At 62.1% G+C, this 26,169-nt stretch carries 22 protein-coding genes and 1 other RNA gene; 5 read left to right on the top strand and 18 right to left on the bottom strand.

Annotated features, from left to right (window positions below; all coding sequences use genetic code 11):
- Window positions 1-213: 213 nt before the first annotated feature.
- Window positions 214-1,710 carry a sensor domain-containing diguanylate cyclase gene (locus tag FBY02_RS12145; protein WP_144927708.1) on the top strand — a complete coding sequence of 499 codons (1,497 nt, stop codon included), beginning with the start codon at window positions 214-216 and terminating at the stop codon, window positions 1,708-1,710.
- 586 nt (window positions 1,711-2,296) lie between these two features.
- Here the strand turns inward: FBY02_RS12145 and lpxC are convergent.
- The 18 genes from lpxC to rsmI all read right to left on the bottom strand — a co-directional run bounded on the left by lpxC (window position 2,297) and on the right by rsmI (window position 21,729).
- Window positions 2,297-3,208 (bottom strand): UDP-3-O-acyl-N-acetylglucosamine deacetylase, encoded by a 912-nt coding sequence (lpxC, locus tag FBY02_RS12135; protein WP_010452622.1) that lies wholly within the window; start codon window positions 3,206-3,208, stop codon window positions 2,297-2,299.
- Between the two features lie 112 nt (window positions 3,209-3,320).
- Complete coding sequence (gene ftsZ / locus FBY02_RS12130; RefSeq protein WP_047701346.1) at window positions 3,321-4,514, bottom strand: cell division protein FtsZ; 1,194 nt, start codon at window positions 4,512-4,514, stop codon at window positions 3,321-3,323.
- Between the two features lie 105 nt (window positions 4,515-4,619).
- Complete coding sequence (gene ftsA, locus FBY02_RS12125) at window positions 4,620-5,879, bottom strand: cell division protein FtsA (protein ID WP_144927705.1); 1,260 nt, start codon at window positions 5,877-5,879, stop codon at window positions 4,620-4,622.
- A gap of 15 nt (window positions 5,880-5,894) precedes the next feature.
- The gene (locus tag FBY02_RS12120; protein ID WP_144927702.1) at window positions 5,895-6,761 is read right to left on the bottom strand and encodes a cell division protein FtsQ/DivIB; all 867 of its coding nucleotides are present in this window, start codon (window positions 6,759-6,761) and stop codon (window positions 5,895-5,897) included.
- A 3-nt stretch (window positions 6,762-6,764) separates the two neighbouring features.
- Window positions 6,765-7,730 (bottom strand): D-alanine--D-alanine ligase, encoded by a 966-nt coding sequence (locus FBY02_RS12115; RefSeq protein WP_144927699.1) that lies wholly within the window; start codon window positions 7,728-7,730, stop codon window positions 6,765-6,767.
- Window positions 7,727-9,187, bottom strand: coding sequence for a UDP-N-acetylmuramate--L-alanine ligase (gene murC / locus FBY02_RS12110; protein ID WP_144927696.1), 1,461 nt, complete (start codon window positions 9,185-9,187; stop codon window positions 7,727-7,729). Before murC ends, FBY02_RS12115 begins: the two co-directional genes overlap by 4 nt.
- Window positions 9,180-10,250, bottom strand: coding sequence for an undecaprenyldiphospho-muramoylpentapeptide beta-N-acetylglucosaminyltransferase (gene murG / locus FBY02_RS12105; RefSeq protein ID WP_144927693.1), 1,071 nt, complete (start codon window positions 10,248-10,250; stop codon window positions 9,180-9,182). The genes murC and murG overlap by 8 nt, the downstream gene beginning before the upstream one ends.
- Window positions 10,240-11,457: a putative lipid II flippase FtsW gene (ftsW, locus tag FBY02_RS12100; RefSeq protein WP_144927689.1), complete on the bottom strand. Its 1,218-nt coding sequence runs from the start codon at window positions 11,455-11,457 to the stop codon at window positions 10,240-10,242. The genes murG and ftsW overlap by 11 nt, the downstream gene beginning before the upstream one ends.
- Window positions 11,454-12,800, bottom strand: a complete 1,347-nt coding sequence (murD, locus tag FBY02_RS12095; RefSeq protein WP_047701351.1) for a UDP-N-acetylmuramoyl-L-alanine--D-glutamate ligase — start codon at window positions 12,798-12,800, stop codon at window positions 11,454-11,456. The genes ftsW and murD overlap by 4 nt, the downstream gene beginning before the upstream one ends.
- Window positions 12,801-12,805: 5 nt before the next feature.
- A complete protein-coding gene (mraY, locus tag FBY02_RS12090; protein ID WP_041020571.1) occupies window positions 12,806-13,888 on the bottom strand; it encodes a phospho-N-acetylmuramoyl-pentapeptide-transferase in 1,083 nt (360 codons plus the stop codon).
- Window positions 13,888-15,255 carry a UDP-N-acetylmuramoyl-tripeptide--D-alanyl-D-alanine ligase gene (gene murF / locus FBY02_RS12085; protein ID WP_144927687.1) on the bottom strand — a complete coding sequence of 456 codons (1,368 nt, stop codon included), beginning with the start codon at window positions 15,253-15,255 and terminating at the stop codon, window positions 13,888-13,890. Before murF ends, mraY begins: the two co-directional genes overlap by 1 nt.
- Complete coding sequence (locus FBY02_RS12080) at window positions 15,248-16,711, bottom strand: UDP-N-acetylmuramoyl-L-alanyl-D-glutamate--2,6-diaminopimelate ligase (protein WP_144927684.1); 1,464 nt, start codon at window positions 16,709-16,711, stop codon at window positions 15,248-15,250. Before FBY02_RS12080 ends, murF begins: the two co-directional genes overlap by 8 nt.
- Window positions 16,711-18,450 carry a penicillin-binding protein 2 gene (locus FBY02_RS12075; protein ID WP_177329221.1) on the bottom strand — a complete coding sequence of 580 codons (1,740 nt, stop codon included), beginning with the start codon at window positions 18,448-18,450 and terminating at the stop codon, window positions 16,711-16,713. Before FBY02_RS12075 ends, FBY02_RS12080 begins: the two co-directional genes overlap by 1 nt.
- Complete coding sequence (gene ftsL, locus FBY02_RS12070) at window positions 18,450-18,743, bottom strand: cell division protein FtsL (RefSeq protein ID WP_041020575.1); 294 nt, start codon at window positions 18,741-18,743, stop codon at window positions 18,450-18,452. The genes FBY02_RS12075 and ftsL overlap by 1 nt, the downstream gene beginning before the upstream one ends.
- Window positions 18,740-19,687, bottom strand: a complete 948-nt coding sequence (rsmH, locus tag FBY02_RS12065) for a 16S rRNA (cytosine(1402)-N(4))-methyltransferase RsmH (protein ID WP_371921415.1) — start codon at window positions 19,685-19,687, stop codon at window positions 18,740-18,742. Before rsmH ends, ftsL begins: the two co-directional genes overlap by 4 nt.
- The gene (gene mraZ / locus FBY02_RS12060) at window positions 19,684-20,139 is read right to left on the bottom strand and encodes a division/cell wall cluster transcriptional repressor MraZ (protein WP_003205355.1); all 456 of its coding nucleotides are present in this window, start codon (window positions 20,137-20,139) and stop codon (window positions 19,684-19,686) included. The genes rsmH and mraZ overlap by 4 nt, the downstream gene beginning before the upstream one ends.
- Window positions 20,140-20,446: 307 nt before the next feature.
- Window positions 20,447-20,800, bottom strand: an RNA gene (rnpB, locus tag FBY02_RS12055) — RNase P RNA component class A.
- A 74-nt stretch (window positions 20,801-20,874) separates the two neighbouring features.
- Window positions 20,875-21,729 carry a 16S rRNA (cytidine(1402)-2'-O)-methyltransferase gene (rsmI, locus tag FBY02_RS12050; protein WP_178111827.1) on the bottom strand — a complete coding sequence of 285 codons (855 nt, stop codon included), beginning with the start codon at window positions 21,727-21,729 and terminating at the stop codon, window positions 20,875-20,877.
- 377 nt (window positions 21,730-22,106) lie between these two features.
- Between rsmI and FBY02_RS12045 the strand changes: the two genes are divergently transcribed.
- The 4 genes from FBY02_RS12045 to FBY02_RS12030 all read left to right on the top strand — a co-directional run bounded on the left by FBY02_RS12045 (window position 22,107) and on the right by FBY02_RS12030 (window position 25,560).
- Window positions 22,107-23,918, top strand: coding sequence for a penicillin-binding protein activator (locus FBY02_RS12045; RefSeq protein ID WP_144927677.1), 1,812 nt, complete (start codon window positions 22,107-22,109; stop codon window positions 23,916-23,918).
- The gene (locus FBY02_RS12040; RefSeq protein WP_144927674.1) at window positions 23,918-24,280 is read left to right on the top strand and encodes a YraN family protein; all 363 of its coding nucleotides are present in this window, start codon (window positions 23,918-23,920) and stop codon (window positions 24,278-24,280) included. Before FBY02_RS12045 ends, FBY02_RS12040 begins: the two co-directional genes overlap by 1 nt.
- A gap of 111 nt (window positions 24,281-24,391) precedes the next feature.
- Window positions 24,392-24,985 carry a phosphoheptose isomerase gene (locus FBY02_RS12035; RefSeq protein WP_024781264.1) on the top strand — a complete coding sequence of 198 codons (594 nt, stop codon included), beginning with the start codon at window positions 24,392-24,394 and terminating at the stop codon, window positions 24,983-24,985.
- Window positions 24,982-25,560, top strand: a complete 579-nt coding sequence (locus FBY02_RS12030; RefSeq protein WP_024781263.1) for a BON domain-containing protein — start codon at window positions 24,982-24,984, stop codon at window positions 25,558-25,560. The genes FBY02_RS12035 and FBY02_RS12030 overlap by 4 nt, the downstream gene beginning before the upstream one ends.
- Window positions 25,561-26,169 lie beyond the last annotated feature (609 nt).

The following is a 26,169-nucleotide window of genomic DNA, read 5'->3' as shown; positions in this document are numbered from 1 at the left end:
GATACAGCCGCTTTTTCCGGGCCATTGAATGCTGGGCGAAAGGCTATTAGCCCAGAATCACAAAGTCTCGGCCTCCGCCGGCCACTCCGGCTTTTGCTCGAACACGGATTGCCCCTTCTCCTCGATCCAAGCACAATCTGCAAAAGGCCAGCATCTGGTGAATTGCCAGCTATGCTCCCTTCGGAATGGATCGGCCCTATAGACATCGGAATCATGAGCCCCAGCAGTGCGACATCCGGCAACACCCCACGATCGATACGTTCGGAGCGGGTCCTCGTACTGGCCAGCTCACTGGTTGTCATTGCCATCCTGTGCATCGTCACCTTCCTGCTGATCCGCGAGCACGCCAGCGCCCGTGAAGCGGCGACACGTGCGGCCACCAATATCGTGCAGTTGATCGATGCCGACGTGCTGCGCAACGTCGAACTCTACGATGTGTCGGTGCAAGGCCTGATTGCCGCGTCCAAGCGCGACGACCTGAAAGACGTTTCACCGGAAGTCCGTCATCTGGCCTTGTTCGACCGCGCCACCGCCGCTCCCTACAAAGGCGACATCCTGTTGCTGGACAAACAAGGTGATGTGATCGCTGACTCGGCCTCGGTCGAGCCTCGTGTCGGTAATTATGCTGATCGGGAGTATTTCCAGTCCCATGTCCAGAACCCAAGCCCGGACATGATGATCAGTCGTCCCTTCCGGGCCAGGAGTGGCGAGCACGACTGGCGTATCAGTTTCAGTCGCCGGCTGAACGACGACCGCGGCGACTTCCTGGGCGTGGCCGAAGCCGCAATGCGCTTGAGTTACTTCAGCCAGTTGTTCAAAAGCTTGAACATCGGGCATGGCGGTACGGTCAACCTGATCAGCCGCCAGGGAATCCTGCTGGCTCAGGAGCCGCCTCTGGCCGAGGACATGATCGGCCGGGATTTCAGCAACCGGCCGAACTTCGTGCGTATCCTGCGTGAAGGGAATGGCAGCTTCACCAGCATTTCCGGTTTTGATCAGAAACAGCGCCTCTACACCTTTTCCCAGGTCGGCGACTTGCCGTTGATCGTCGTGGTGGCGCTCTCCTCCGAGGAGGTCTTCGCTTCATGGTTACGCACGGCTTTGATCGTCAGCGGCGCTACCGGCGCACTGTGCATCGGCCTGCTCTGGCTCACCTGGCTGCTGCGCCGGGAATTGAGGCGCCGCCACAGAGCCGAACGAGAATTGGCTCATCTGGCATCCGTTGACGCGCTGACCGGCCTGGCGAACCGCCGGGCCCTGGATGAAACCTTGCGACAGGAATGGTTGCGGGCCCAGCGTTCGGGCCAACCGCTGTCGGTATTGATGGTCGATGCAGACCATTTCAAGGCATTCAACGACCGCTATGGCCACCCGCGCGGTGACGTGGCACTGCGAGCCTTGGCCGAGGTCATCAACCAACACGTTCGCCGCCCCGCCGACCTGGCGGCCCGCTACGGGGGTGAGGAGTTCTCGGTGGTGCTTCCTGAGACGACCACCGCCGGTGCATTCACTATGGCCCAATATATTCGCGAAGCGGTGGAGCAACTGCCAGCCACCATAGCCGGTGACACGCCGATGACTGTCAGTATTGGCATCGCGACCTGGGCACAGGGGCCCTATGGCGAAGTCGAACAACTGCTGCACGCTGCGGACAAGGCGCTGTACCAGGCCAAGGCAAGTGGGCGTAATCGAGTGGTTTGTGCGATGTGATGTTCCCCAGAGCCCTGTGGGAGCAAAGCTTGCTCGCGACTGCAGTGGGTCAGCCAGTATCCTACTGACCTGACGCCATCGCGAGCAGGCTCGCTCCCACAGGGGATCGCAGGTGTACTCAAAATTTTTGTTCGGCACAGTCCCAACTGTGGTTACGACCGGGAAACAGGTCGGCTCTAAGGCCGCTTTGCTTTGGCTTTGGCTTTGGCTTTGGCTTTGGCTTTGGCTTTTGATCTTGAACGCCCCGTTAACCACAAGGGCCGAACGCAGGCGTTGCGTAGTGGGCAACCCGGCACGGATGCCGGGTTAGCCGCGCTGGGCCATGGATGGCCCTTCGCGGCGGGCCCACGGAGCAATGCCTTCGTTAAGGAACACCTCGCCTTGGCGAGGTGCCCAGTGGTGGGGTAAAGCCTTTTTTGCTTACTTTTTTTGGCGTTTGAAAAAAGTGAGCCGCCGTCAGGGCGGAACCCTAAGCAGCCGCTACCGCAGCAACGGATATGTCCCCAAAACTCAAAACTCAAAAAAAGCGGCCCATAAAAAAAGGCCACCCAAAGGCAGCCTTCAAAAAACTAGAGAGGTTTTTTACTTACACCGCCGCAACCGGACGCATGTAAGAGATCGGTGCGGTACTGGCGTCTTCGAACGTCACAACTTCCCAGGCATCTTTCTGCTCAATCAACTTGCGCAGCAGCTGGTTGTTCAGTGCGTGGCCGGATTTGAAGCCCTTGAACTCACCAATCAGGCTATTGCCCAGCAGGTAGAGGTCACCGATTGCATCAAGGATCTTGTGTTTGACGAATTCGTCTTCATAGCGAAGACCGTCTTCGTTCAACACGCCATCGGAATCGACCACGATCGCGTTTTCAACACTGCCGCCGAGTGCGAGGTTGTGCTTGCGCAGATACTCGATGTCACTCATGAAACCAAAGGTACGGGCGCGGCTGACTTCTTTTACGAACGAAGTGCTGGAAAAATCCACGCTTGCACTCTGGGTGCGGTCACGGAAAACCGGGTGATCGAAATCGATCTCGAAGCTCACCTTGAAACCATCGAAAGGGACGAAAGTGGCGCGCTTGTCGCCGTCTTCCACTGTCACTTCCCGCAGGATACGGATGAACTTCTTGGCCGCGTCCTGCTCTTCCAGGCCAGCCGATTGAATCAGGAATACGAAGGGTCCGGCGCTGCCATCCATGATCGGGACTTCGGACGCGGAGAGCTCGACGTAGGCGTTATCGATGCCCAGGCCAGCCATGGCCGAGAGCAAATGCTCCACCGTGTCCACTTTGGTGTCACCGTTGACCAGTGTGGTCGACATGGTGGTTTCACCAACATTTTCCGCGCGAGCAGGAATCTGCACCACAGGGTCGAGGTCAGCACGACAAAACACAATGCCGGTGTCGACAGGCGCAGGCTTGAGGGTCAGATAGACCTTCTCGCCGGAGTGCAGGCCGACACCTGTGGCACGGATAATATTCTTCAGGGTGCGTTGTTTAATCATGGCATGGGCCGCTTCAGCGCAAATTGCGAACTGGTATCAACAAAGGCTGGCGATGATAGCAGACCAGACCTTTGCTGAACACCAATCACCCGAATACCCCTGATACATTTCATCAATCGGCCTGACGACGCAGGAAGGCCGGGATGTCCAGGTAATCCAGATCGTCTTGCGGATTCATCTTCGCGGCAGTCGCAGCACCGGCCTGGGCCTGGTTGCGCATGACGGTTGGACGGTCCAGGTCGCGGTAGTTCACCGCTGGCTGTTCCTGACGAACGGGGGCTTGCTGCTGAGGCTGCGAGGCCATGGTGGTCTGGACAGTGTTGTCGATTACCTTCATCGGCTTCTCGATTTTCGCACCCAGGCCGGTGGCAACCACGGTCACGTGCAACTCGTCACGCATGTCCGGATCGATCACGGTACCGACCTTGACCATGGCGTGGTCGGAAGCGAACGCTTCGATGATGCTACCCACGTCGGAGTACTCGCCCAAGGACAGGTCGGGACCTGCGGTGATGTTTACCAGAATGCCGCGGGCACCTTGCAGGTTCACATCTTCGAGCAACGGGTTGCGGATGGCCGCTTCGGTAGCTTCGCGAGCACGGTTCGGACCGCTGGCGCAGCCGGTGCCCATCATCGCCATGCCCATTTCGGACATTACGGTGCGGACGTCGGCAAAGTCGACGTTGATCATGCCCGGACGCTTGATGATGTCGGAGATACCGCGAACGGCACCGGCCAGTACATCATCGGCCTTGGCGAAAGCCGACAAGAGGCTTGCATCTTTACCAAGGATGGTCAGCAGTTTCTCGTTGGGGATGGTGATCAACGAGTCGACGCTGTCGCTCAGCGCGCGGATGCCTTCATCGGCAATCTGCATGCGCTTGCGGCCTTCGAACGGGAACGGACGGGTCACCACCGCAACGGTGAGGATGCCCATTTCCTTGGCCACTTCGGCAATGATCGGCGCCGCACCGGTACCGGTACCGCCGCCCATGCCCGTGGTGATGAACACCATGTTGGTACCGGCCAGGACTTCAGCGATGCGCTCGCGGTCTTCCAGGGCAGCCTGACGGCCAACCTCGGGGTTCGCGCCGGCACCCAGGCCCTTGGTCACGCCGGTACCCAGTTGCAGGATGGTCCGCGCGCCAATGTTCTTCAGCGCTTGAGCATCGGTGTTGGCGCAGATGAATTCGACGCCTTCGATGTTGCTCTTGACCATGTGGTTGACAGCGTTACCGCCGCCACCGCCGACACCGATTACCTTGATAACCGGGCTAGCGGGGATGTTGTCTACGAGTTCGAACATTTTCCCTCTCCTTACATTCTCTAGTTTTTTTCGCCTACTGCATCTTCAGCTACAAGCTGCCAGCCCTGAGCTGCAAGCTTGCCGCTTGAAGCTTGAAACTTGTCGCTAAAAGTTACCTTTGACCCACGCCTGGAGACGCTCGAACAGCGGTGCCTTCGTCTCGTCGCTGCTGTAGCTGTCGCGGCTGCCTATCCCTGAGAACGAGATCCCGTCGGACTGCTTCTGCAGGCCGTACATCAACAGGCCCACGCCGGTGGAATAGATCGGGTTGCGTACCACGTCATCCAGGCCCTTGACGCCATGGGGCACGCCCAGGCGTACCGGCATGTGGAAAATTTCCTCGGCCAGCTCGACCGCGCCTTCCATCTTCGACGTACCGCCGGTCAACACGATGCCGGCCGGGATCAGGTCTTCGTAGCCGCTGCGACGAAGTTCGGCCTGGATCAGCGTGAACAGTTCGTCGTAGCGCGGCTCGACCACCTCGGCCAGGGCCTGGCGGGACAGCTCGCGCGGTGGACGGTCGCCGACGCTCGGGACCTTGATGGTTTCACCGGCACCGGCCAGTTTCGCCAGGGCGCAGGCGTAGCGGATCTTGATTTCCTCGGCGTACTGGGTCGGGGTGCGCAACGCCATGGCGATGTCGTTGGTCACCTGGTCACCGGCAATCGGGATCACCGCGGTGTGGCGAATGGCGCCTTCGGTGAAGATCGCGATGTCGGTGGTACCGCCGCCGATGTCCACCAGGCACACGCCCAGTTCTTTCTCATCGTCGGTCAGCACCGAGTAAGCCGAAGCCAGTTGCTCGAGGATGATGTCGTCGATTTCCAGGCCGCAACGGCGCACGCATTTTTCGATGTTCTGCGCAGCGTTCACGGCGCAGGTCACCACGTGGACCTTGGCTTCCAGGCGCACGCCGGACATGCCCAGGGGCTCGCGCACGCCTTCCTGGTTGTCGATCACGTAATCCTGCGGCAGGGTGTGCAACACCCGCTGGTCGGCCGGGATCGCCACGGCCTGGGCCGCGTCGAGCACGCGTTCGAGGTCGGCGGAGCTGACTTCGCGATCACGGATCGCGACGATCCCGTGGGAGTTCAGGCTGCGGATGTGATTGCCCGCCACGCCGACGAATGCCGAGTGGATCCGGCAACCGGCCATCAGCTGCGCTTCTTCGATGGCGCGCTGGATCGATTGCACGGTGGACTCGATGTTCACCACCACACCCTTCTTCAGGCCACGGGACGGATGGGTACCGATCCCGACGATGACCAGCGTGCCGTCGTCCGCAACCTCGCCTACCAGCGCAACCACCTTGGAAGTGCCGATATCCAGCCCGACGATCATTTTTCCGCTTTGCACGTTTGCCATGGGTCCTGCCTCTTCTTAATTCTTCGCGACGGCGGGTTGGGCCGTCGTGGGCGCTACCGGTTCCCGCCAGCCAACAGCCAGGCCATTGGCGTAGCGCAGATCGATGCGCGCGATGTTCGTAATCTGTTCTTTGAGCGTCTTGTCATAGATGGCGATAAAACGGCGCATCTTTTCCACCAGGTTGCCGCGACCGAGCAGCAGCTCGATACCCGGCCCAGAGCTGCCCGCGCCAGTGGTCAGGAACCAACTGCCGCGCTCGCGCAACTCCAGGCGCGCGATGGAGAAGCCCAATGGCCGCAACATCTGGCTCAACACCTGGTACTGCTGCATTACCTGCTGCTGAGCCCGCTGCGGGCCGAACAACTGTGGCAAATGTTCGTAGTTGGCCAGTTCCCGCGGCGTGAACGCCTGGCCCTGGTTGTTCAACAGCGACTCGTCACCCCAGCGGGCCACCGGCAGTTGTTCTTCCAGGCGGATCGAAACCTGATCGGGCCACACACGCCGGACTTCGGCATGGGCAATCCAGGGCATCTGCTCCAGTTCCGTGCGCATGCCCGCCAGGTCGATGGTGAAGAAGCTCGACGCCACGAACGGGGCGATCCGCTGCTGCACCGCCTGCTGGCTGATGTAGCTGAGGTCGCCCTGGACGTTGATCCGGGCGATCGGCCGGTCGGCGTAAGGCAGCAACCGCTGTGCGCCTTCATACGTACCGAACCCCAACGCCACCAGCAGCACCGGCCATAACAGGCTCTTGAGAAAACCAAAGTTGGCTTTCGGCAAGCGCGCCGACATCGGCTCTTTGGCCACCATTCGGCTGGCACCCCGCGGTACCGGCTTGCGACCGGGTGCGGATGGCTGATGACGAAGCGATGCGCCTTGCATGGCTTAACCTCTTGGCTCTTGAGCGCCGACACTGGCGGCCAGGATCGACAGCACCAGCTGCTGGAAATCCAGGCCGGCGGCACGGGCCGCCATCGGTACCAGGCTGTGATCGGTCATGCCGGGCGCGGTGTTGACTTCCAGGAACCAGAACTGCCCCTCGGCGTCCTGCATCACGTCCGCCCGTCCCCAACCGGCAATACCCAGCGCCTCACAGGCCTTGGCCGTGAGGTCCATCAATTCTTGTTCCTTGGCACTGTCCAGCCCGCAGGGGATGCGGTACTGGGTATCGTTGGCGATGTACTTGGCGTCGTAGTCGTAGAACGTGTGCGGGGTGCCCAGCGCAATCGGCGGCAACACCTGGTCACGCAGGGTGGCGATGGTGAACTCGGGACCGGTGATCCATTGCTCGACCAACACTTGCGAATCGTAGGAACTGGCGTCTTTCCATGCCGCGGTCAACTCAGGCAGCGAATTCACTTTCGCCATGCCGATACTTGAACCTTCATGGGCCGGTTTGACGATCAAAGGGAAGCCCAGTTCCGTGGCCGCCGAAATACAGTCGGCCTCGGACGCCAGCACGGCATGACGCGGCGTCGGGATGCCGAGGCTGTGCCAGACCTGCTTGGTGCGCAGCTTGTCCATCGCCAGGGCCGAAGCCAGGATGCCGCTGCCGGTGTAGGGAATGCCCAGGCATTCGAGCAGGCCTTGCATGCTGCCGTCTTCGCCACCGCGACCGTGGAGAATGATGAACGCACGGTCGATCTTTTCGCTCAGCAGGCGCTGCAGGAAGTCATCGCCCACGTCGATGCCGAATGCATCGACGCCGGCGCCTTGCAAGGCGTCGAGCACGGCCTTGCCGGACTTGAGGGACACCTCGCGCTCGGCACTCTTGCCGCCGAACAGCACGGCGACACGGCCGAAAGCTTTCGGGTCAAGGGTGGAAACCAGGTTGGCGTAGGCAGCAGTCATTTCAGTTTCCCCTCGCTGGAAGCCACAGTGGCACCGGCGAATAACGGACTTTTCAACAGTTTCGGCGCCAGGCCGCCGATATCACCGGCTCCTTGGCACAACAGGATGTCGCCGGCGCGCAGCAGCGGCTTGACCAACGGCGCGAGGTCCACGCCGCGTTCGATGTAGATCGGGTCCAGTTGACCGCGCTGGCGGATGCTGTGGCACAGCTGACGGCTGTCGGCGCCCGGGATCGGCTCTTCGCCGGCCGGATAGACTTCCATCAACAGCAGCACGTTGGCGTCGGTCAGCACCTGGACAAAGTCGTCGTACAGGTCGCGGGTGCGGCTGTAGCGGTGCGGCTGGTAGACCATCACCAGGCGGCGCTCCGGCCAGCCACCGCGCACGGCCTTGATCACCGCCGCGACTTCGGTCGGGTGGTGGCCGTAATCGTCCACCAGCATCACGTTGCCGCCGTCCACCGGCAGCTCGCCATAGACCTGGAAGCGTCGCCCAACGCCCTGGAAGCCGGACAGCCCCTGGACGATGGCTTCGTCGCTGACGCCTTCGTCGGTGGCGATGCAGATAGTGGCCAAGGCGTTGAGCACGTTGTGGTTGCCCGGCATGTTCACCGACACGTCCAGCGGTTCGCGATCAGGGCGCAACACGGTGAAGAATGTCTGCATGCCCTGTTGGCGCACGTTGATGGCGCGCACGTCGGCTTCTTCGCCGAAACCGTAGGTCACGGTCGGACGCTTGATCAGCGGCAGGATTTCACGCACCACCGGGTCATCCATGCACACCACCGCCAAACCGTAGAACGGCAGGTTGTGGAGGAACTCGACGAAGGTCTTCTTCAACTTGTTGAAGTCGCCACCGTAGGTCGCCATGTGGTCGGCGTCGATGTTGGTGACCACGGCCACCAGTGGCTGCAGGTGCAGGAAGCTCGCATCGCTCTCGTCGGCTTCGGCGATCAGGTAGCGGCTGGTGCCGAGCTGGGCATTGGTGCCCGCGGCATTCAGACGACCGCCGATCACGAAGGTCGGGTCCAGGCCGCCGGCGGCGAACACCGAGGCAATCAGGCTGGTGGTGGTGGTTTTGCCGTGGGTACCGGCCACAGCGATGCCATGGCGATAGCGCATCAGCTCGGCCAGCATCTCAGCCCGTGGCACCACTGGAATGCGGCGTTCCAGGGCGGTGGCAACTTCCGGGTTGGAGGTGTTCACGGCACTGGAAACCACCAGCACGTCAGCATCGGCGGCATTCTCGGCACGGTGGCCGATAAAGATCTGCGCACCGAAGGACTCCAGGCGCTCGGTGACCGGGGAAGCTTTGAGGTCGGAACCCGAGACCTGGTAACCCAGGTTCAGCAATACCTCGGCAATCCCACACATGCCCACGCCGCCGATACCGACGAAGTGGATGCGGCGGATACGGCGCATTTCCGGTTGCGGCATGGCTTTGCGATTCTCAACCATGGGCCACCTCCAGGCAGGTATCGACCACTTGGGCCGTGGCATCGGGTTTGGCCAGGCGGCGGGCGGCGCGGGCCATGTCTTCAAGTCGTTGCGGTTGCATCAAGACCTCTGTCAGGCGGGCGGCAAGATCCGCGGCGCCGGTCGTTCTTTGCGGCAGCAGGAAGGCAGCGCCTTCGCGGGCCAAATAATCGGCATTGCGGGTCTGGTGGTCGTCGATGGCGTGGGGCAAGGGCACCAGCATCGAGGGCAGACCGGCGGCAGCCAGTTCACTGATGGTCAACGCACCTGCGCGACAGATCACCAGGTCGGCCCAGCCATAGGCTTGGGCCATGTCTTTGATGAAAGGCTGCACTTGCGCCTCGACGCCGGCAACGCGGTAGCGCTCGGCGGTCACTTCATCGTGGTGCTTGCCGGCCTGGTGAAAGACTTCGGGCCGCAGTTCGGAAGCGACCTGCGACAAGGCTTCGGGCAGCAATTTGTTCAACGGCTCCGCCCCCAGGCTTCCGCCCAGGACCAGCAAACGCGCCTTGCGTCCGGCCAGGGCCGGGCGCGGGTTATCGAGAAACAGCTCGGTACGCACCGGATTACCGGTGGTGCGGCGGCTGCCCGACAGGGTAAAGGTGTCGGGAAAGGCTTCACAGACCCGGGCGGCCAACGGCACCAGTAACCGATTGGCGGTACCGGCCACGGCGTTCTGCTCGTGGACGATCACCGGCACGCCGGCCAGTTTTGCCGCAACGCCGCCAGGACCGGTCACATAACCACCGAACCCGACCACGCAGACCGGGCGCAACCGACGAATGATCGCTCGCGCCTGCCAGATCGACTTGAGCAGCATCAGCGGCGCCTTGAGCAACGACAACCTGCCCTTGCCCCGCAGGCCACTGGCGTCGATCCGGTGCAGTTCGAGGCCGGCGCCGGGTACCAGTTCGTTCTCGATCCCCCGCGGCGTACCCAGCCAGTGCACGGTGTAGCCCCGCGCCTGGAACTCCCGGGCACAGGCCAGCGCCGGGAACACGTGCCCACCGGTACCGCCCGCCATGATCAGCACGTTAGCGCCCATGAGACGGCTCCTCGGCGAAGTCGCTCTCCTGGAATTCCATCTCTTCGCTACCCAGGTGGGTCCGGCTCTCCCATTCGATGCGCAACAACAGGCCGAGACAGGCACAGCAGATCACCAGGGAACTGCCGCCATAGCTGAGGAACGGCAGCGTCAGGCCCTTGGTCGGCAGCAGGCCGACGTTCACACCGATGTTGATCAGAAACTGACCAATCCACAGGAACGACAGCCCATAGGCCACATAGGCAGCGAAGAACTGCTTGGCCTTCTCGGCCCACAAGCCGATGTACATGCCACGCACGCAGACGAACACGAACAGAGCCACGGTGCACAGCGACCCCACCACGCCGAGTTCTTCGGCCAGCACCGAAAACACGAAGTCGGTGTGGGCTTCCGGCAGATAGAACTGTTTCTGCACACTGTTGCCCAGGCCCACGCCCAGCCATTCGCCGCGCCCGAAGGCGATCAGCGCCTGGGTCAATTGATAACCGGAACCGAACTGGTCGGCCCACGGGTCGGTAAAGGTGATCAGACGCGCCATCCGATAGGGTTGCGCCTGCACCAGCACTGTCACGGCAGCCACCGCCAGCGCCACCATCAGGATGAAGCGGAACAGCCCGACCCCGCCCAGGAACAGCATCGCCGCCGCCGCGCCCATCATCACCACCGTGGCGCCGAAGTCGGGTTCCATCAGCAGCAGGCCGGCCATGGGCAGCAATACGATGAATGGCTTGAAGAAGCCCATCCAGCTCTCGCGCACTTCTTTCTGGCGACGCACCAGATAACCGGCGAGGAAAAGCACCACAAAGACCTTGGCGATCTCCGAAGGCTGTACGTTGAAGAAACTGAAACCGATCCAGCGCATCGAGCCGTTGACCTCGCGGCCAATACCCGGCACCAGCACCATCACCAGCAGGCCAAAGGCACCGAGCAGCATCATCCAGCCCAGGCGTTGCCAGGTGGCGATCGGCACCATCATGGTGACGACGCAGGCACCCAGGCCGATCACCAGGTAAACCAGGTGGCGGATCATGTGGTACAGGGTGTTGCCGGACTGCACGGCCGCCACTTCCGACGACGCGGAAGTGATCATCACCAGGCCCAGGCCCAGCAACGCCAGGCAACCGGCGAGCATCGGAAAATCGAGGTCGATGCCACGCCCGGTGATCAGCGGCGACGGATAGGGCTTGATGACATTTCTCAGGCTCATGCCAAGTCCTCCGCAGCCCGGGCGAACAACTGCCCGCGCTCTTCGTAGTTCTTGAACATGTCAAAACTGGCGCAGGCCGGCGACAGCAGGACAGCATCGCCCGGTTGAGCGAGGGCACGGCATTGCTGCACGGCTTCGTCCAGCGAAGCGACGCGAACCAGCGGTACGCCGTCGCCGATGGCCTCGGCGATCAATTCACGGTCGCGCCCCATCAGCACCACGGCACGGCAGTTGGCCGCCACCGGATCGCGCAAGTCCTTGAAATCGGCACCCTTGCCGTCGCCACCGGCGATCAGCACGAGCTTGCCTTCGATGTCTGCGCCCAGGCCTTCGATGGCGGCCAGCGCCGCCCCCACATTGGTGGCCTTGGAATCGTTGTACCAGGCCACGCCATCCAGGTCGCGCACCCACTGGCAGCGGTGTTCGAGGCCGGCGAAGGTACGCAGCGCCGACAGCATGGCGTCGAACGGCAGGCCGACTGCATGCCCCAGGGCCAGGGCCGCCAACGCGTTGGCCTGGTTGTGCGCCCCCCGGATCTTCAGCTCGCGCACCGGCATCAGGTTCTGGAATTCGAAGGCCAGGTATTTCTCGCCATTCTCTTCACGCAATCCAAAGCCCTTGAAGTCCGGCACGCCCAGGCCGAAGGACCAGCATGGCATGCCCTCGCCCAGCAACGGACGGGTCAGTGCGTCCTGGCGGTTGAACACCACTTGCCGGGCACCGCGGAAAATCCGGTGCTTGGCCAGGTGATAAGCCGGCAGGCCGCTGTAGCGGTCCATGTGGTCTTCGCTGATGTTGAGCACGGTCGCCACTTCGGCACCAAGATGATCGGTGGTCTCGAGCTGGAAGCTCGACAGCTCCATCACGTATAACTCGACGTCGTCGCTGAGCAGGTCCAGCGCCGGGGTGCCGAGGTTGCCGCCGACGGCGACCCGCTTGCCGGCGGCCGCGGCCATTTCACCCACCAGGGTGGTAACGGTGCTTTTCGCGTTGGAACCGCTGATGGCGATGATCGGCGCCTTGGCGTTACGCGCGAACAGCTCGATATCACCGGACAATTTCACGCCACGGGCAGCAGCGGCCTGCAGGGCCGGCGTCGCCAGGGCCAGGCCGGGGCTCACGTAGAGCTCGTCGGCGCGGCACAGGAACTCGACGTCCAGCTCGCCACAACGCACGTCCACCTGCGGATAGTCACGCCGTAGCGTGGCCAGCTCAGGGGGATTCTCCCGCGTATCGGCCACGGCAAACGACACGCCCCGGCTCGCCAGGAAGCGAACCAGGGACATGCCGCTCTTGCCGAGACCGACAACAATGCGGAAGTGGTCAGAAGCGATCAGGGACACTCGTTCTACCTCAGCTTCAGGGTGGCAAGGCCTATCAGCACCAGAATCACGGTGATGATCCAGAAGCGGACGATCACACGCGGCTCGGGCCAGCCCTTGAGTTCAAAATGGTGGTGGATCGGCGCCATGCGGAATACGCGGCGGCCGGTCAATTTAAAGGACGCAACCTGAATGACCACTGACAGGGTCTCCATCACGAACACGCCGCCCATGATGAACAGGACGATTTCCTGGCGAACGATCACCGCGATGGTGCCCAGGGCCGCGCCCAGCGCCAGCGCGCCGACGTCGCCCATGAAGACCTGCGCCGGGTAGGTGTTGAACCAGAGGAAGCCCAGGCCAGCGCCGATCAACGCGCCGCAGAACACGATCAGTTCGCCCGCCCCTGGCACATAGGGGATCAGCAGGTATTCAGCGAACTTCACGTTGCCCGACAGGTAACAGAAGATCCCCAGCGCGCCGCCGACCATGACCGTTGGCATGATCGCCAGGCCGTCGAGGCCATCGGTGAGGTTGACCGCGTTGCTCGAACCGACGATCACCAGGTAGGTCAGCACCACGAAGCCCGCGCCCAACGGAATGCTGTAGTCCTTGAGCATCGGCAGGATCAGGGTGGTTTCCACCGGCGAGGCGGCGGTCATATAAAGGAAGATCGCCGCGCCCAGGCCGAACACCGACTGCCAGAAGTATTTCCAGCGGCTTGGTAGCCCACGGGAGTTTTTCTCGATGACCTTGCGGTAGTCGTCCACCCAGCCGATGGCGCCGAACAACAGGGTCACCAGCAGCACGGTCCAGACATAGCGGTTGGCCAGGTCGGCCCAGAGCAAGGTGCTGACGCCGATGGATGACAGGATCAACGCGCCACCCATGGTCGGGGTGCCGGATTTGGACAGGTGCGACTGCGGCCCATCGTTACGCACCGACTGGCCGATTTGCAGGTTCTGCAGGGTGCGGATCATCCACGGGCCCAGGAACAGCGACAACGACAGCGCGGTCAACACACCCAGGATCCCGCGCAGGGTCAGGTATTGGAAGACCGCGAAGCCTTTGTAGAACTGTTGCAGGTACTCCGCTAGCAGCAGCAGCATCAATGTTTCTCCGTACGGGTGCCGCACAGCGCCGCGACGATGTTTTCCATCGCTGCGCTACGAGAGCCCTTGATCAATAAGGTGGTGTTCGGGTCTTGCTCGGCACCCAGGGCCTGGATCAGGTCCGCCTGAGTGGTGAAATGCTGTGCGTGCTCGCCGAACGCGGCGACGGCATGGGCCATCATCGGGCCGACGGCATACAGCGCATCGACCTTGCCACGGGCATAGGCACCGACGTCGTGGTGCCCCTGTTGCGCCCATTCGCCCAATTCGCCGATGTCTCCCAGCACCAGCACGGTGCGGCCGGAGAAACCGGCGAGGATATCCACCGCCGCGCACATGGACGTCGGGTTGGCGTTGTAGGTGTCGTCGATCACCCGCATACCGTTAATGGCCAGTTGCGCCACGGTGCGTCCCTTGACCGGTTGCACGGCGTTCAAGCCTGCGACGATGCCCGGCAGCGACACGCCCAGGGCGTGGGCGGCAGCAGCCGCTGCCAGGGCGTTGGCAACGTTATGGGTGCCCAGCAGGTTCAACTGGACCCGCTCGGCGCCGTCGGGGCTGTGCAGGTTGAAGGCCGGGCAACCGCGGGCATCGCGGTCCAGGTCGCTGGCGTAGAAATTCGCGGCGAGGTTGCTCAGGGCAAACGTCAGCACCTTGCGCTCCCCTGCTCGCGTCTTCCAGATTTCGAACGCCTTGTCGTCGAGATTCAGCACGGCAACGCCATCGGCCTCCAGCCCCTCGATGATCTCGCCCTTGGCTTCGACGATTTTCTCCGGGCCACCGAACTCGCCGACATGGGCGGTCCCGGCGTTGTTGAGCACGGCGACGTGGGGCTTGGTCATGCCCACGGTGTAGGCAATCTCGCCGAGCCGCGAGGCCCCCAGCTCGATGACGGCGGCGCAGTGCTCCGGCGCCAGTTCGAGCAGGGTCAAGGGTACGCCGAGGTCGTTGTTCAGGTTGCCCCGGGTGGCCAGCACCGGACCACGGGTACGCAGGATGCTGGCGAGCATTTCCTTGACCGTGGTCTTGCCGCTGGAACCGGTAATGGCCGCGACCGGATTGCCGAATGCCGCACGGTTCAGTGCGCCGAGCTGGCCCAAGGCCTGACGGGTGTCACCGACCAGCAGTTGTGGCAACGCGCTATTGGCTACTTCGCGCTCGACCAATGCCGCGACCGCCCCTTTGGTCGCCACTTCATTCAGGTAATCGTGACCGTCAAAACGCGGGCCGGCCAAGGCGACGAACAGCTGTCCCGGGGCAATGGCCCGGCTGTCGATGCTGACGCCGTCGAAACGGGCATCCGCCGCGATGAGGCGCGCATTCAGGGCGCCGGTCAGTTCGCTGAGCTTCAAGGCCTTAAGCATGGGCCACCTCCCAGGCGGTCAAGGCGTGATCGGCCTCGACCAGATCGGAGAAGCCATGGCGCACGCCGTTGATTTCCTGGTAGTCCTCGTGCCCCTTGCCAGCCAGGACGACCACATCGTCCGCCGAAGCACTGGCGATCAACTGGGCAATCGCCTGGCCGCGGCCGGCTACGAAGGTCACTTTGTCCACCGCCGAGAACCCGGCACGGATGTCGTCGAAAATCTGCATCGGGTCTTCGCTGCGAGGGTTGTCATCGGTGACGAGTACGCCATCGGCCAACCGCTCCACCACTTCGGCCATCAGCGGGCGCTTGCCGCGATCACGGTCGCCGCCGCAGCCGAACAGGCAGAGCAACTTGCCTTTGGCGTGAGGCCGCAGAGCCACCAGGACTTTCTCCAAGGCGTCGGGGGTGTGGGCATAATCGACCACGACCAACGGTTGAGTACCGCCACCCAGGCGCTGCATGCGACCGGCCGGGCCTTCGAGCTTCGGCAGGACCTTGAGGATTTCATCCAAGGCATAGTCCAACCCCAGCAAGGCGCCAATGGCGGCCAATACGTTGCTCAGGTTGAAACGGCCCAGCAAGGTGCTGCGCAGATGGTGTTCGCCCTGTGGCGTGACCAGCGTGGCTCGCACGCCCTCGTCGTCGAACTGCGCCTGGCGTACATACAGGTGGGCGCCGGCATCTTCCAGGCTGTAGGTGATCAACCGGGACTCGCCCTGATTGGCCGCCAATTGCCGGCCGAACGCGTCGTCGAGGTTGATGACCCGGCACTTCAGATTGTTCCAGGCAAACAGCTTGGCCTTGGCTTCGCCATAGGCCTGCATGGTGCCGTGATAGTCCAGGTGATCCCGGGACAGATTGGTCAATACGGCAATGTCGAATGCCAGGGCGGTGACACGTCCCTGGTCCAGGCCATGGGAAGAGACTTCCATCGCAACAGCCTTGGCGCCGGCCTTTTTCAGGTCGGCCAGGGTCGCCTGCACGGCAATCGGGTTCGGCGTGGTGTGCAGGCCACTCACCAGGGCGCCATGGAAACCGTTACCCAGCGTCCCGACAATGCCGCAGTGCTGCCCCAGCAGGTCCAGCGCCTGGGCCACCAATTGGGTGACGCTGGTCTTGCCGTTGGTGCCGGTCACGCCAATCAGGTTCAGGTGCCGGCTCGGCTCGCCATAAAAGCGCCCGGCGATGTCCGATAGCTGCGCCGCGAGGCCCTTGACCGGAATCAGCGGCACGTCGGTGATCGGCAGCACAGTCGCGCCTTCTACCTCATACGCCACGGCAGCCGCACCGCGCTGCAAGGCATCGGCGATGTGGGCACGGCCGTCGTACCGCCCGCCCGGCACCGCCAGGAACAGGTCCCCGGCGCGGACGTTGCGGCTGTCCAGGGCCAGTTCGCGAATCAGCAGATCGTGACCGGCGTGGGCAAAAATCTTGTTCAGGCTCAGGGACATCAGCCACGCCCTCCATCGGCTTTCAAAGGGACGACCGGCGCAGTACTCGCCTGCTGGGTGGGCGGCAGGTTATCCGGGGTGACGTTCATCAGGCGCAGGGTGCCGGACATGACCTTGCTGAATACCGGCGCCGACACCAGGCCGCCGAAGTAGCCCGCCTTGCTCGGCTCGTCGATGACCACCACGATGGCGTAACGCGGGTCGCTCATCGGCCCGAAGCCAGCGAACAGCGAACGGTAGGAGTTCTCGGCATAGCCCTTGGTGCCCACGGAGGTCTTGCGGGCCGTACCCGATTTGCCGGCGACATGATAGGCCGGTACCTGGGCGCGGAAGACGCCGCGCGGCGCCTCGATCACCTGCTGCAACATGCCTTGCATGGTCTTGGCGACATTCTCCGGGATCACCTGGGTGGTCTGCGGCGGTTTGTCGGTCTTGATCAGGGTCAGCGGCGCGATGCGGCCGTTGTTGGCCAACGCCGAGAACGCGTGGACCAGTTGGATCGCCGTCACGGACACGCCGTAGCCGTAGGACAGGGTTGCCGTCTCGGCCTTGCGCCACTCGCGGTAGTTCGGCAGGTTGCCGACACGTTCGCCAGGGAAGCCCAGGCCGGTGTCCTGGCCGAGGCCGATCTTCTGCGCCAGGCGATAGATGGTCTCGCCGCCGATGTCGAAGGCGATCTTGCTCATGCCGACGTTACTGGAGTTGATCAGGATGCCGGTCAGGTCGAGCACTGGACCTTCGGTCTTGGACACGTCACGAATGGTGTACTTGCCGATCTGCAAGGTCCCCGGATACACCTCGACGGTGTCGCTAGGCTTCCAGCGTCCGGTTTCCAGCGCGGCGGCCATGGAAACGGCTTTCATGGTCGAACCCGGCTCGAACACGTCAATCATCGCGCGGTTGCGCATCATCGCTGGCTGCAGGTTGCGACGGTTGTTCGGGTTGTAGGTGGGCTGATTGACCATGGCCAGGATCTCGCCGGTCTTCACGTCCATGATCACCAGGCTGCCGGCCTTGGCCCCGTTCTCGACGATGGCATTGCGCAGTTCGCGGTTGGCCAGGTATTGCAGGCGCAGATCAATGGACAACGCCAAGGGCTTGCCGGCCTTGGCGTTCTTGGTGACCTGGACATCCTTGATCAGCCTGCCGCGCCGATCCTTGATGACCTGGCGCTTGCCGGCGACCCCGGCGAGCCATTCGTCATAAGCCAGCTCCACGCCTTCGCGTCCCCGGTCATCGATATCGGTAAAGCCGACCATGTGCGCCGTCACTTCACCGGCCGGGTAAAAACGCCGGAACTCTTCGATGCCATAGACGCCCGGCACCTTCAGGTCGAGCACGCTCTGGCCCTGCTCGGGCGTCAACCCTCGCACCAGGTAGATGAATTCCTTGTTGGCCTGGGCTTCCAGGCGTTCGGCCAGCGCCTTGGGATCCTGCCCGAGCGCAGCAGCCAGGGCCGGCCATTTTTCCTTGGCCAGCTGCATTTCCTTGGCGTTTGCCCACAAGGTGGTCACCGGGGTACTCACGGCCAGGGGTTCGCCATTGCGGTCGGTGATCAGGCCTCGGTGAGCCGGGATCGGGATATGACGCACGCTACGGGCATCGCCTTGCCCCTTGAGGAAGTCACGGTCGACCACTTGCAGGTCGATGATGCGCCAGGAGATAGCAGCCACCATGATCCCGAGCAACCCCAGGACCAGACGGAACCGCCATGGGAACAGCGCCCCTTCGAGCTTCATCATGGCGCCACCATCTGTACTTCGGCAGCATTCGGGATGCGCATCTTCAGCTGCTCGGTGGCCAATACTTCGATGCGGCTATGGGCCGTCCAGGTGCTTTGCTCCAGGATCAACCGGCCCCACTCGGCCTGGGCCTTGTCGCGCACGCTCAGTTCGTTGTAAAGCGTGTTGAGCAGTTGCCGATTCCAGTGCGCGCTATAGGACACGCCGATGGCCGATACGAGCACGCCAATAAACAGGAGCAGCATGAAAAAGCTGCCGCCCGGCAGGGGCTTGGCGAAGAGCTTGCTCACCGCAACTTCTCCGCAACACGCATGACGGCGCTACGGGCCCGAGGGTTGGCCTTGAGTTCCGCCTCGGAGGCGAACTGCGCCTTGCCATGAATTTTGATTTTCGGCACGAAGGCCTCGAAACGCACCGGCAGGTTGCGCGGCAGGTTGTCGGCCTCGCCCTTGGTGAGCTTGCGCATGAACAGCTTGACGATGCGGTCTTCCAGGGAGTGGAAGCTGATCACCACCAGGCGACCGCCGATCTCCAGCGCTTCCAGCGCGGCATCGAGGCCGGCCTCGAGGTCGCCCAGTTCGTTATTGACGTGGATGCGCAACCCCTGGAAAGCACGGGTTGCCGGGTTCTTGCCCTTCTCCCACGCCGGGTTGGCGACTTTCAGCACTTCGGCCAGGTCGCCGGTGCGCTCGAATGGCTTGATCTCCCGGCGCTCCACAACGGCGCGCGCCATGCGTCCGGAGAAACGCTCTTCGCCGTACTCCTTGAAGACCCGGGCGATCTCTTCCACCGGAGCGGTGTTGACGAATTCGGCGGCGCTGATTCCGCGAGACGGATCCATGCGCATGTCCAGCGGGCCATCATTGAGGAAACTGAAGCCGCGCTCGGGATCGTCCAGTTGCGGCGAAGAAACGCCCAGGTCGAGCAGGATCCCGCCGACCTTGCCGGCCAGGCCACGCTCGGCGACCTCCGACCCCAGCTCCGCAAAGCTGCGCTGCACAATGACAAAGCGGCCGTCTTCGGCCGCCAGCGCTTGCCCGGTGGCAATCGCTTGAGGATCCTTGTCGAACCCCAGCAGCCGGCCATCCGGACCGAGCTGGCTGAGAATCAGCCGGCTGTGCCCACCACGCCCGAACGTACCGTCCAGATAGCAGCCATCAGGACGTACGGCGAGGGCCTCGACGGCCTCGTCAAGCAGTACGGTGATGTGGTTGAAGCCGCTATTTATAGTCACAGGATCAGATCACGCAGTTCATCGGGCATGGCGCCCGGTTGTTGAATAGCAGCGAGGTCGGCGGCGGAAACCGCATTCCAGGCATCTTCGTCCCACAGTTGGAACTTGTTCAGTTGGCCCACCAGCATCGCGCGCTTGTCCAGCTTGGCGTATTCACGAAGGCGCGGTGGGACCAGGAAACGACCACTGCCATCGAGCTCCAGGTCGACGGCATTACCGATCAGCAAGCGTTGCAGCCGGCGGTTTTCTTCACGCAGCGAAGGCAGCGCGCGCAGTTTGGTTTCGATGATTTCCCATTCGTCCAATGGGTAGACGCAAAGACAGGGGTCAACTGCGTCGATCGTGACGATCAGTTGACCGGAACTACGCGAAACGAGCTCGTCACGGTACCGGCTCGGCATGGCGAGACGGCCCTTTGCATCGAGACTGATAGCGTTGGCTCCGCGAAACACGTCAGCGTTTCTCCAAAATCTAGCGTTTTACGTCCAAAAAACCCACTTCATGCCACTTTCCTCCACTCGCACACACTATAGGAATGCGCCCACCGCACCGTCAAGGCGCGGATTGAAGGAAAAGCCTTATAGATCGGAGATTTAGGAGCGTTTCAGGAGGGTCAACAAGAATCTGACGTAGGATTTTTCACCTCAACCCGAGCAACCACAGGAAGCTGCGCGCACAAGTTAAAGTGATTTATTAAGAGTAAGATTTTTTTGGTCTTAGGAAATGCGTCTGCCAGTGATTTCGGCAGGAAGGGAAAAGGTGGAGAGTCGATCTGTAAGCCGGGTTCTGTCTTGAACAGTCATTCGTCTACGATGGCCATCACTGGACATCTTTAGCAACCTACCCGGTCCCAGCGCGGGCCACGCCTTGGGACCCTATTTGGTCTTGCTCCAAGTGGGGTTTACCTAGCCACGAACTGTTGCCAGCCGTGCGGTGCGCTCTTACCGCACCTTTTCACCCTTACCGGCGCCGAAACGCTTAGGCGGTTATTTTCTGTGGCACTTTCCGTAGGCTCACGCCTCCCAGGCATTACCTGGCACTTCGCCCTATGGAGCCCGGACTTTCCTCCCCCCTCTAATTTTCATAGAGGGCAGCGACTGTCCGATCGACTCTCCGCCGCGAAGGTTAACGGCAGAGCGCCCGAAGAACAAGCGCTAAAAGCCTTTGGCCATGTTGCCTGTCCGGTTTTACCGGGTCTTCTGCCGGTCCAGCGCGATCTGATACAGCACGTTCTTGCGCTCACCAGTGATTTGCGCAGCCAAGGCGGCCGCACGCTTGAGCGGCATTTCCTCGAGCAGTAGATCCAGGATACGCATCGCTTCGCTACTGACGACCTCTTCACTGTCCGGCGTGGTCCAACCCGCCACCAGTACGACACATTCACCACGCTGCTGGTTGCTGTCGCTTTCGACGAAGGCCCGCAACTGCGCCAGTGGCAGCCCCTTGAGGGTTTCGAAGGTCTTGGTCAGCTCCCGTGCCAGGAGCGCAGGACGCTCGGGACCGAACACCAGCTCCATGTCTTGCAGGCACTCGAGGATACGGTGCGGCGCTTCGTAGAAAATCAGCGTGCGTGGCTCTTCCTTTATAGACTCCAGGCGCGCCCGACGCCCCACGGCCTTGGCCGGCAGAAAGCCTTCGAAGATGAAGCGGTCCGATGGTAAGCCGGCCGCCGACAGCGCCGCGATCAAGGCACAGGCCCCCGGCACCGGTACCACGTTGATGCCCGCGGCGCGGGCCTGGCGCACCAGATGGTAGCCAGGGTCGGAAATCAGTGGCGTGCCCGCATCGGAGATCAGCGCGACGTTATCTCCCGCCAGCAGGCGCGTGATGAAACGACTGCCCTCGTCCCGTTCATTATGTTCGTGGCAGGCGGCCAGCGGCGTGGAAATACCGAAATGCTGCAGCAGCCGCTGGGAATGCCGCGTGTCTTCAGCCGCAATCAGGGCGACCTCCCGCAGGACTTTCAGCGCCCGGGCACTGATGTCGTCCAGGTTGCCGATGGGCGTCGCCACCACATAAAGCGAGCCCGCAGCGGAATTCATAGCACCTGGAGCAGTCAAAACGCGCACCTCACAAATCGGTAAAAACCGCCATTGTAGCGCGTAGTGGGCGCCGCGACTGTTCACGGCGCTTGACGTGGCGAGGGGATTTATCCCCGCTGGGCTGTGTAGCAGCCCCAAGAGCTGCCACCTTGGTGTGTCAGGATGAAGGGGTCCAGCCTGTTTGGGGCTGCTGCGCAGCCCAGCGGGGATAAATCCCCTCGCCACAGGTTAGTGTCACCACCTGAGTAACAGCGCTTTTGTGCCGCACCGCAACATTTGAAATAGCTAAATCGATCGATTCACGCCACTGACATCGCGCCCCGGCCAGCGCTTGGGTACAATTCGACGCTAATTTGATCTCGTATCAGGACATTTACATGATCGCTTGTCTGCGGCTGCTCTCCGCCCTTTGCCTCGCTGCCCTTCTGGCGGCCTGCGTCAGCTCGCCCTCGTCCAGCCTTGGCGAACTTCCCCGGACCCCGGATGCCAGTATCGAGCAACTGCTCGAACAGGCCGCCCAAAGCAAGACCCCGGAAAAGGCCGCCCTGCTACGCCTGAGCGCGGCAGACCTGGCCTACCGCAAGGGCAATGCCGGCCAGTCCGCACAAATCCTGCAGCAGGTGCCACTGGAGCAGCTCAAGCCTGGCCAGCAGATTTTCGCCAGCACCCTGGCGGCGGAACTGGCAATGACACGCAACCAGCCCAAGGCAGCACTGACCGCCCTGAGCCACCCGAGCCTGCAACATCTGGGCGAAATGCCGGTGGAACAGCAGGTCCGCACCGGGACGGTCCACGCCCGCGCCCTTGAAGCCGATGGCCAGACCCTGGCCGCCGCGAAGGAGCGCATCTTCATTGCGCCCCTGCTCGAGAACGAAGCAGCCGCCAAGAACCATGAAGCGATCTGGTCGCTGATTGCCTCGCTGCCCACCGATCAACTGCAACCGACCACCACCGATGACCTCGGCGGCTGGCTGAGCCTGGCCCGCGCCGTGAAAACCGCCGGCACCCTGGAACAGCAACAGGCGGCCATCGACCATTGGCGCGAACAGAATCCGAAGCACCCGGCCGCCCTTCAACTACCGACACCCCTGGTCAAGCTAAAGGAACTGGCAAGCCAGCCCCTGAGCAAGATCGCCCTGCTGCTGCCCCAAAATGGGCAACTGGCCGCAGTCGCCAAAGCCCTGCGTGAAGGCTTCATGGCATCGCATTATCAGGCCCAGCAGGCCGGGCAGAACCCACCGAGCATCCAGTTCTATGACAGCTCGACCCTGACTTCCATGGACGACTTCTATCGCAAGGCCCAGGCTGACGGCGTGCAGCTGGTGGTTGGCCCCCTGGAAAAACCACTGGTCAAGCAGATCAGCACGCGCGCGCAGTTGCCGATCACTACCCTGGCATTGAACTACAGCGAAGGCGAGCAAGGTCCACCCCAACTGTTCCAGTTCGGCCTGGCGCCTGAGGATGAAGCCCGCGAAGTGGCCCGCCGTGCCCGTGCCGACGGCCTGCATCGCGCAGCGGTCATGGTACCGAAGGGCGAATGGGGCGATCGCGTGCTGAAAGCCTTCAGCCAGGACTGGCAAGCCTCCGGTGGCAGCATCCTGGCCATCGAGCGCGTCGACCAGCCGGTGCAACTGGCCCAGCAGATCGCCGACATGTTCCAGCTGCGCCAGAGCGAAGGTCGCGCCAAGAGCCTGCAGAACACTGTGGGCACCACGGTCGCGGCCCAGCCTTCCCGTCGCCAGGACATCGAATTCATCTTCCTGGCGTCGACTCCACAGCAGGCCCAGCAGATCAAACCGACTCTGAACTTCCAGTATGCCGGGGATGTGCCGGTCTATGCGACGTCCCAGGTGTTCAGCGCCAGCGGCGACCAGAACCAGTACAACGACATGAACGGTATCCGCTTCTGCGAAACCCCGTGGTTGCTCGATGCCAACGACCCACTGCGCAAGCAGGTCACTGCCCAGTGGCCACAGGCTGCCGGCAGTCTGGGCCGGCTGTATGCGATGGGTGCCGATGCCTATCGCCTGGCACCGCGCCTGGGCCAGCTCAAGACACTGCCGGACAGCCGCATCGAAGGTCTGTCGGGCAGCCTGGCGGTGTCCCAGTCCCAACGGGTTCAACGTCAATTGCCCTGGGCCGAATTCGTCAACGGCCAGGTGCAGCGCCTGCCGGACACCCAGCGCTGATGCCCGAGCGATCACGCCAGCAAAGCGGCCGGAATGCCGAGGGCCTGGCCCTCGCGCATCTCCAGCAGCAGGGCCTGCGCCTGGTGGCGCAGAACTGGCTGTGTAAACGCGGCGAGCTTGATCTGGTCATGCTTGACGGCGATACAGTAGTATTCGTCGAAGTCCGCTACAGAAAAAATACCCAATGGGGTGGCGCGCTCGATAGCATCGACCAGCGCAAGCGCCAGAAACTGGTTTTCGCCGCGCAGTATTTCCTGCAGAGCGAATCCCGCTGGGCTGATCACCCCTGCCGTTTCGACGTGGTTGCCATCGACAGCAACGCCGATCAGTTGAATTGGCTGCAGAACGCCTTCGACAGCTGAACGTCTACGCCCATGACAAACCGAGCCGGACACCTTCACTCAACTTTTGCTCTTTGCTTTGCGCGCCGCACACGTTTGTGCCGATAAGTCGCGCTACTTAAGGTCACACAGATGGACATGCAATCGCGAATTCGCCAGCTTTTTCAGGCCAGTATCGACACCAAGCAACAGGCGATGGACGTACTTGCACCCTACATCGAGCAAGCCAGCCAAGTGATGGTCAACGCCCTGCTCAACGAAGGCAAAATGCTTTCCTGCGGCAATGGTGGTTCCGCCGGCGACGCCCAGCACTTCTCTTCCGAGCTGCTCAACCGCTTCGAGCGCGAGCGTCCTAGCCTGCCGGCCATCGCCCTGACCACCGACAGCTCGACGATCACCTCGATCGCCAACGACTACAGCTACAACGAAGTCTTCTCCAAACAGATCCGCGCCCTGGGCCAGCCCGGCGATGTGCTGCTGGCGATTTCCACCAGCGGCAACTCGGCCAATATTATTCAGGCGATCCAGGCCGCACATGATCGCGAAATGATTGTCGTAGCATTGACCGGGCGTGACGGCGGCGGCATGGCTTCACTGCTGTTGCCTGAAGATGTCGAGATCCGCGTACCGGCCAAAGTCACCGCACGCATCCAGGAAGTCCACCTGCTGGCGATCCATTGTCTTTGCGACTTGATCGACAGCCAAATATTCGGGAGTGAAGAATGACCCCTAATCGCCTGGGCCTTCTGGCCCTGACCCTGTGCCTCGGCATCAGCGGCTGCACATCGGTGGTTAATGCCAGCCGGGAAAAGCCGATCGAAGACGACCGCGGCACCCGCACCTTCGGCAGCAAGATCGACGACTCCCTGATCGAAACCAAAGTCGGGGTGAACATCGCCAAGGCCGACCCGGACCTGGACAATAACTCGCACATCGTCGTCACCAGCTTCAACGGTGTCGTGCTGCTGGCGGGCCAGACCCCACGGGAAGACCTCAAGGCCAAGGCCGAGCAAGAGGCCAGTGCCGTACAACGGGTCAAGACCGTACATAACGAATTGCAGGTCCTGCAACCGTCCTCGCTGCTGGCGCGGCAGAACGATGCCTGGCTGACCACCAAAATCAAGACGCAGATGCTGACCGATGCGAGCATTCCTGGTTCGCGTATCAAGGTTGTGACTGAGAATGGCATCGTTTACCTGCTGGGGCTGCTAACCAAGAAGGAGGCTGCTCAGGCGACCAATCTGGTGCAGGGGGTGTCTGGGGTGCAGAAGATCGTGAAGTTGTTTGAGTATATTGACTGAGGGTTGTTGCGGCTCTCGATGCTGCGCTTGCTAGAAAACGGTGCTTCTTCAGACGGGGAAGCGCCGTTTTTTTTGGGGGGGTGGTTAGTGTGTATATCCGTTTCTGCGGTAACGGCTACTGGCGGTTCCGCCCTTACGGCGGGTCACTTTTGATAAGGCGCCAAAAGTAACCAAAAGGGCCTCGCCCCATCACTGGGCACCTCGCCAAGGCGAGGTGTTCCCTCACTCCGGCATTGCTCCGTGGGCCCGCCGCGAAGGGCCATCCATGGCCCAGCGCGGCTATCCCGGCATCCATGCCGGGATACCCACTACGCAATGCCTGCGTTCGGCCCTTATGGTTAACGGGGCGTCTAAGATCAAGATCAAAAGCAAAAGCAAAAGCAAAAGCCAGAGCGAAAGCGAGGCGGCCTGACGGCCGGTCTGTCTCTGCGGCTGTACTTCAATCCAACTGTGGGAGCGAGCCTGCTCGCGATGGCGGTGTATCAGCCAACATCGATGCTGCTGACTTGACGCCATCGCGAGCAGGCTCGCTCCCACAAGGATCTGAGGTGGGTACAAGCTTTGTGTTTACTGAAAATCTCTGCGGGAGCAAAACCTGCTCGCCATGGC

This window comes from Pseudomonas sp. SJZ078 (assembly GCF_007828255.1).
Taxonomy (GTDB): Bacteria; Pseudomonadota; Gammaproteobacteria; order Pseudomonadales; family Pseudomonadaceae; genus Aquipseudomonas.
Note: the sequence above shows the minus strand (reverse complement) of the source record. Positions and strands in the feature narration are given on the sequence as shown.

Coding starts and splice junctions, on each gene's coding strand:
- FBY02_RS12045 (WP_144927677.1), top strand. CDS start 22,107: ATGATCGCTTGTCTGCGGCTGCTCTCCGCCCTTTGCCTCGCTGCCCTT.
- ftsA (WP_144927705.1), bottom strand. CDS start 5,879: ATGGCAAACGTGCAAAGCGGAAAAATGATCGTCGGGCTGGATATCGGC.
- mraY (WP_041020571.1), bottom strand. CDS start 13,888: ATGCTGCTGCTGCTAGCGGAGTACCTGCAACAGTTCTACAAAGGCTTC.
- FBY02_RS12120 (WP_144927702.1), bottom strand. CDS start 6,761: ATGCAAGGCGCATCGCTTCGTCATCAGCCATCCGCACCCGGTCGCAAG.
- murC (WP_144927696.1), bottom strand. CDS start 9,187: ATGGTTGAGAATCGCAAAGCCATGCCGCAACCGGAAATGCGCCGTATC.
- lpxC (WP_010452622.1), bottom strand. CDS start 3,208: ATGATTAAACAACGCACCCTGAAGAATATTATCCGTGCCACAGGTGTC.
- FBY02_RS12030 (WP_024781263.1), top strand. CDS start 24,982: ATGACCCCTAATCGCCTGGGCCTTCTGGCCCTGACCCTGTGCCTCGGC.
- FBY02_RS12040 (WP_144927674.1), top strand. CDS start 23,918: ATGCCCGAGCGATCACGCCAGCAAAGCGGCCGGAATGCCGAGGGCCTG.
- FBY02_RS12080 (WP_144927684.1), bottom strand. CDS start 16,711: ATGTCCCTGAGCCTGAACAAGATTTTTGCCCACGCCGGTCACGATCTG.
- FBY02_RS12115 (WP_144927699.1), bottom strand. CDS start 7,730: ATGACTGCTGCCTACGCCAACCTGGTTTCCACCCTTGACCCGAAAGCT.
- rsmI (WP_178111827.1), bottom strand. CDS start 21,729: ATGAATTCCGCTGCGGGCTCGCTTTATGTGGTGGCGACGCCCATCGGC.
- FBY02_RS12145 (WP_144927708.1), top strand. CDS start 214: ATGAGCCCCAGCAGTGCGACATCCGGCAACACCCCACGATCGATACGT.
- murG (WP_144927693.1), bottom strand. CDS start 10,250: ATGGGCGCTAACGTGCTGATCATGGCGGGCGGTACCGGTGGGCACGTG.
- murF (WP_144927687.1), bottom strand. CDS start 15,255: ATGCTTAAGGCCTTGAAGCTCAGCGAACTGACCGGCGCCCTGAATGCG.
- FBY02_RS12035 (WP_024781264.1), top strand. CDS start 24,392: ATGGACATGCAATCGCGAATTCGCCAGCTTTTTCAGGCCAGTATCGAC.
- ftsW (WP_144927689.1), bottom strand. CDS start 11,457: ATGAGCCTGAGAAATGTCATCAAGCCCTATCCGTCGCCGCTGATCACC.
- ftsZ (WP_047701346.1), bottom strand. CDS start 4,514: ATGTTCGAACTCGTAGACAACATCCCCGCTAGCCCGGTTATCAAGGTA.
- FBY02_RS12075 (WP_177329221.1), bottom strand. CDS start 18,450: ATGAAGCTCGAAGGGGCGCTGTTCCCATGGCGGTTCCGTCTGGTCCTG.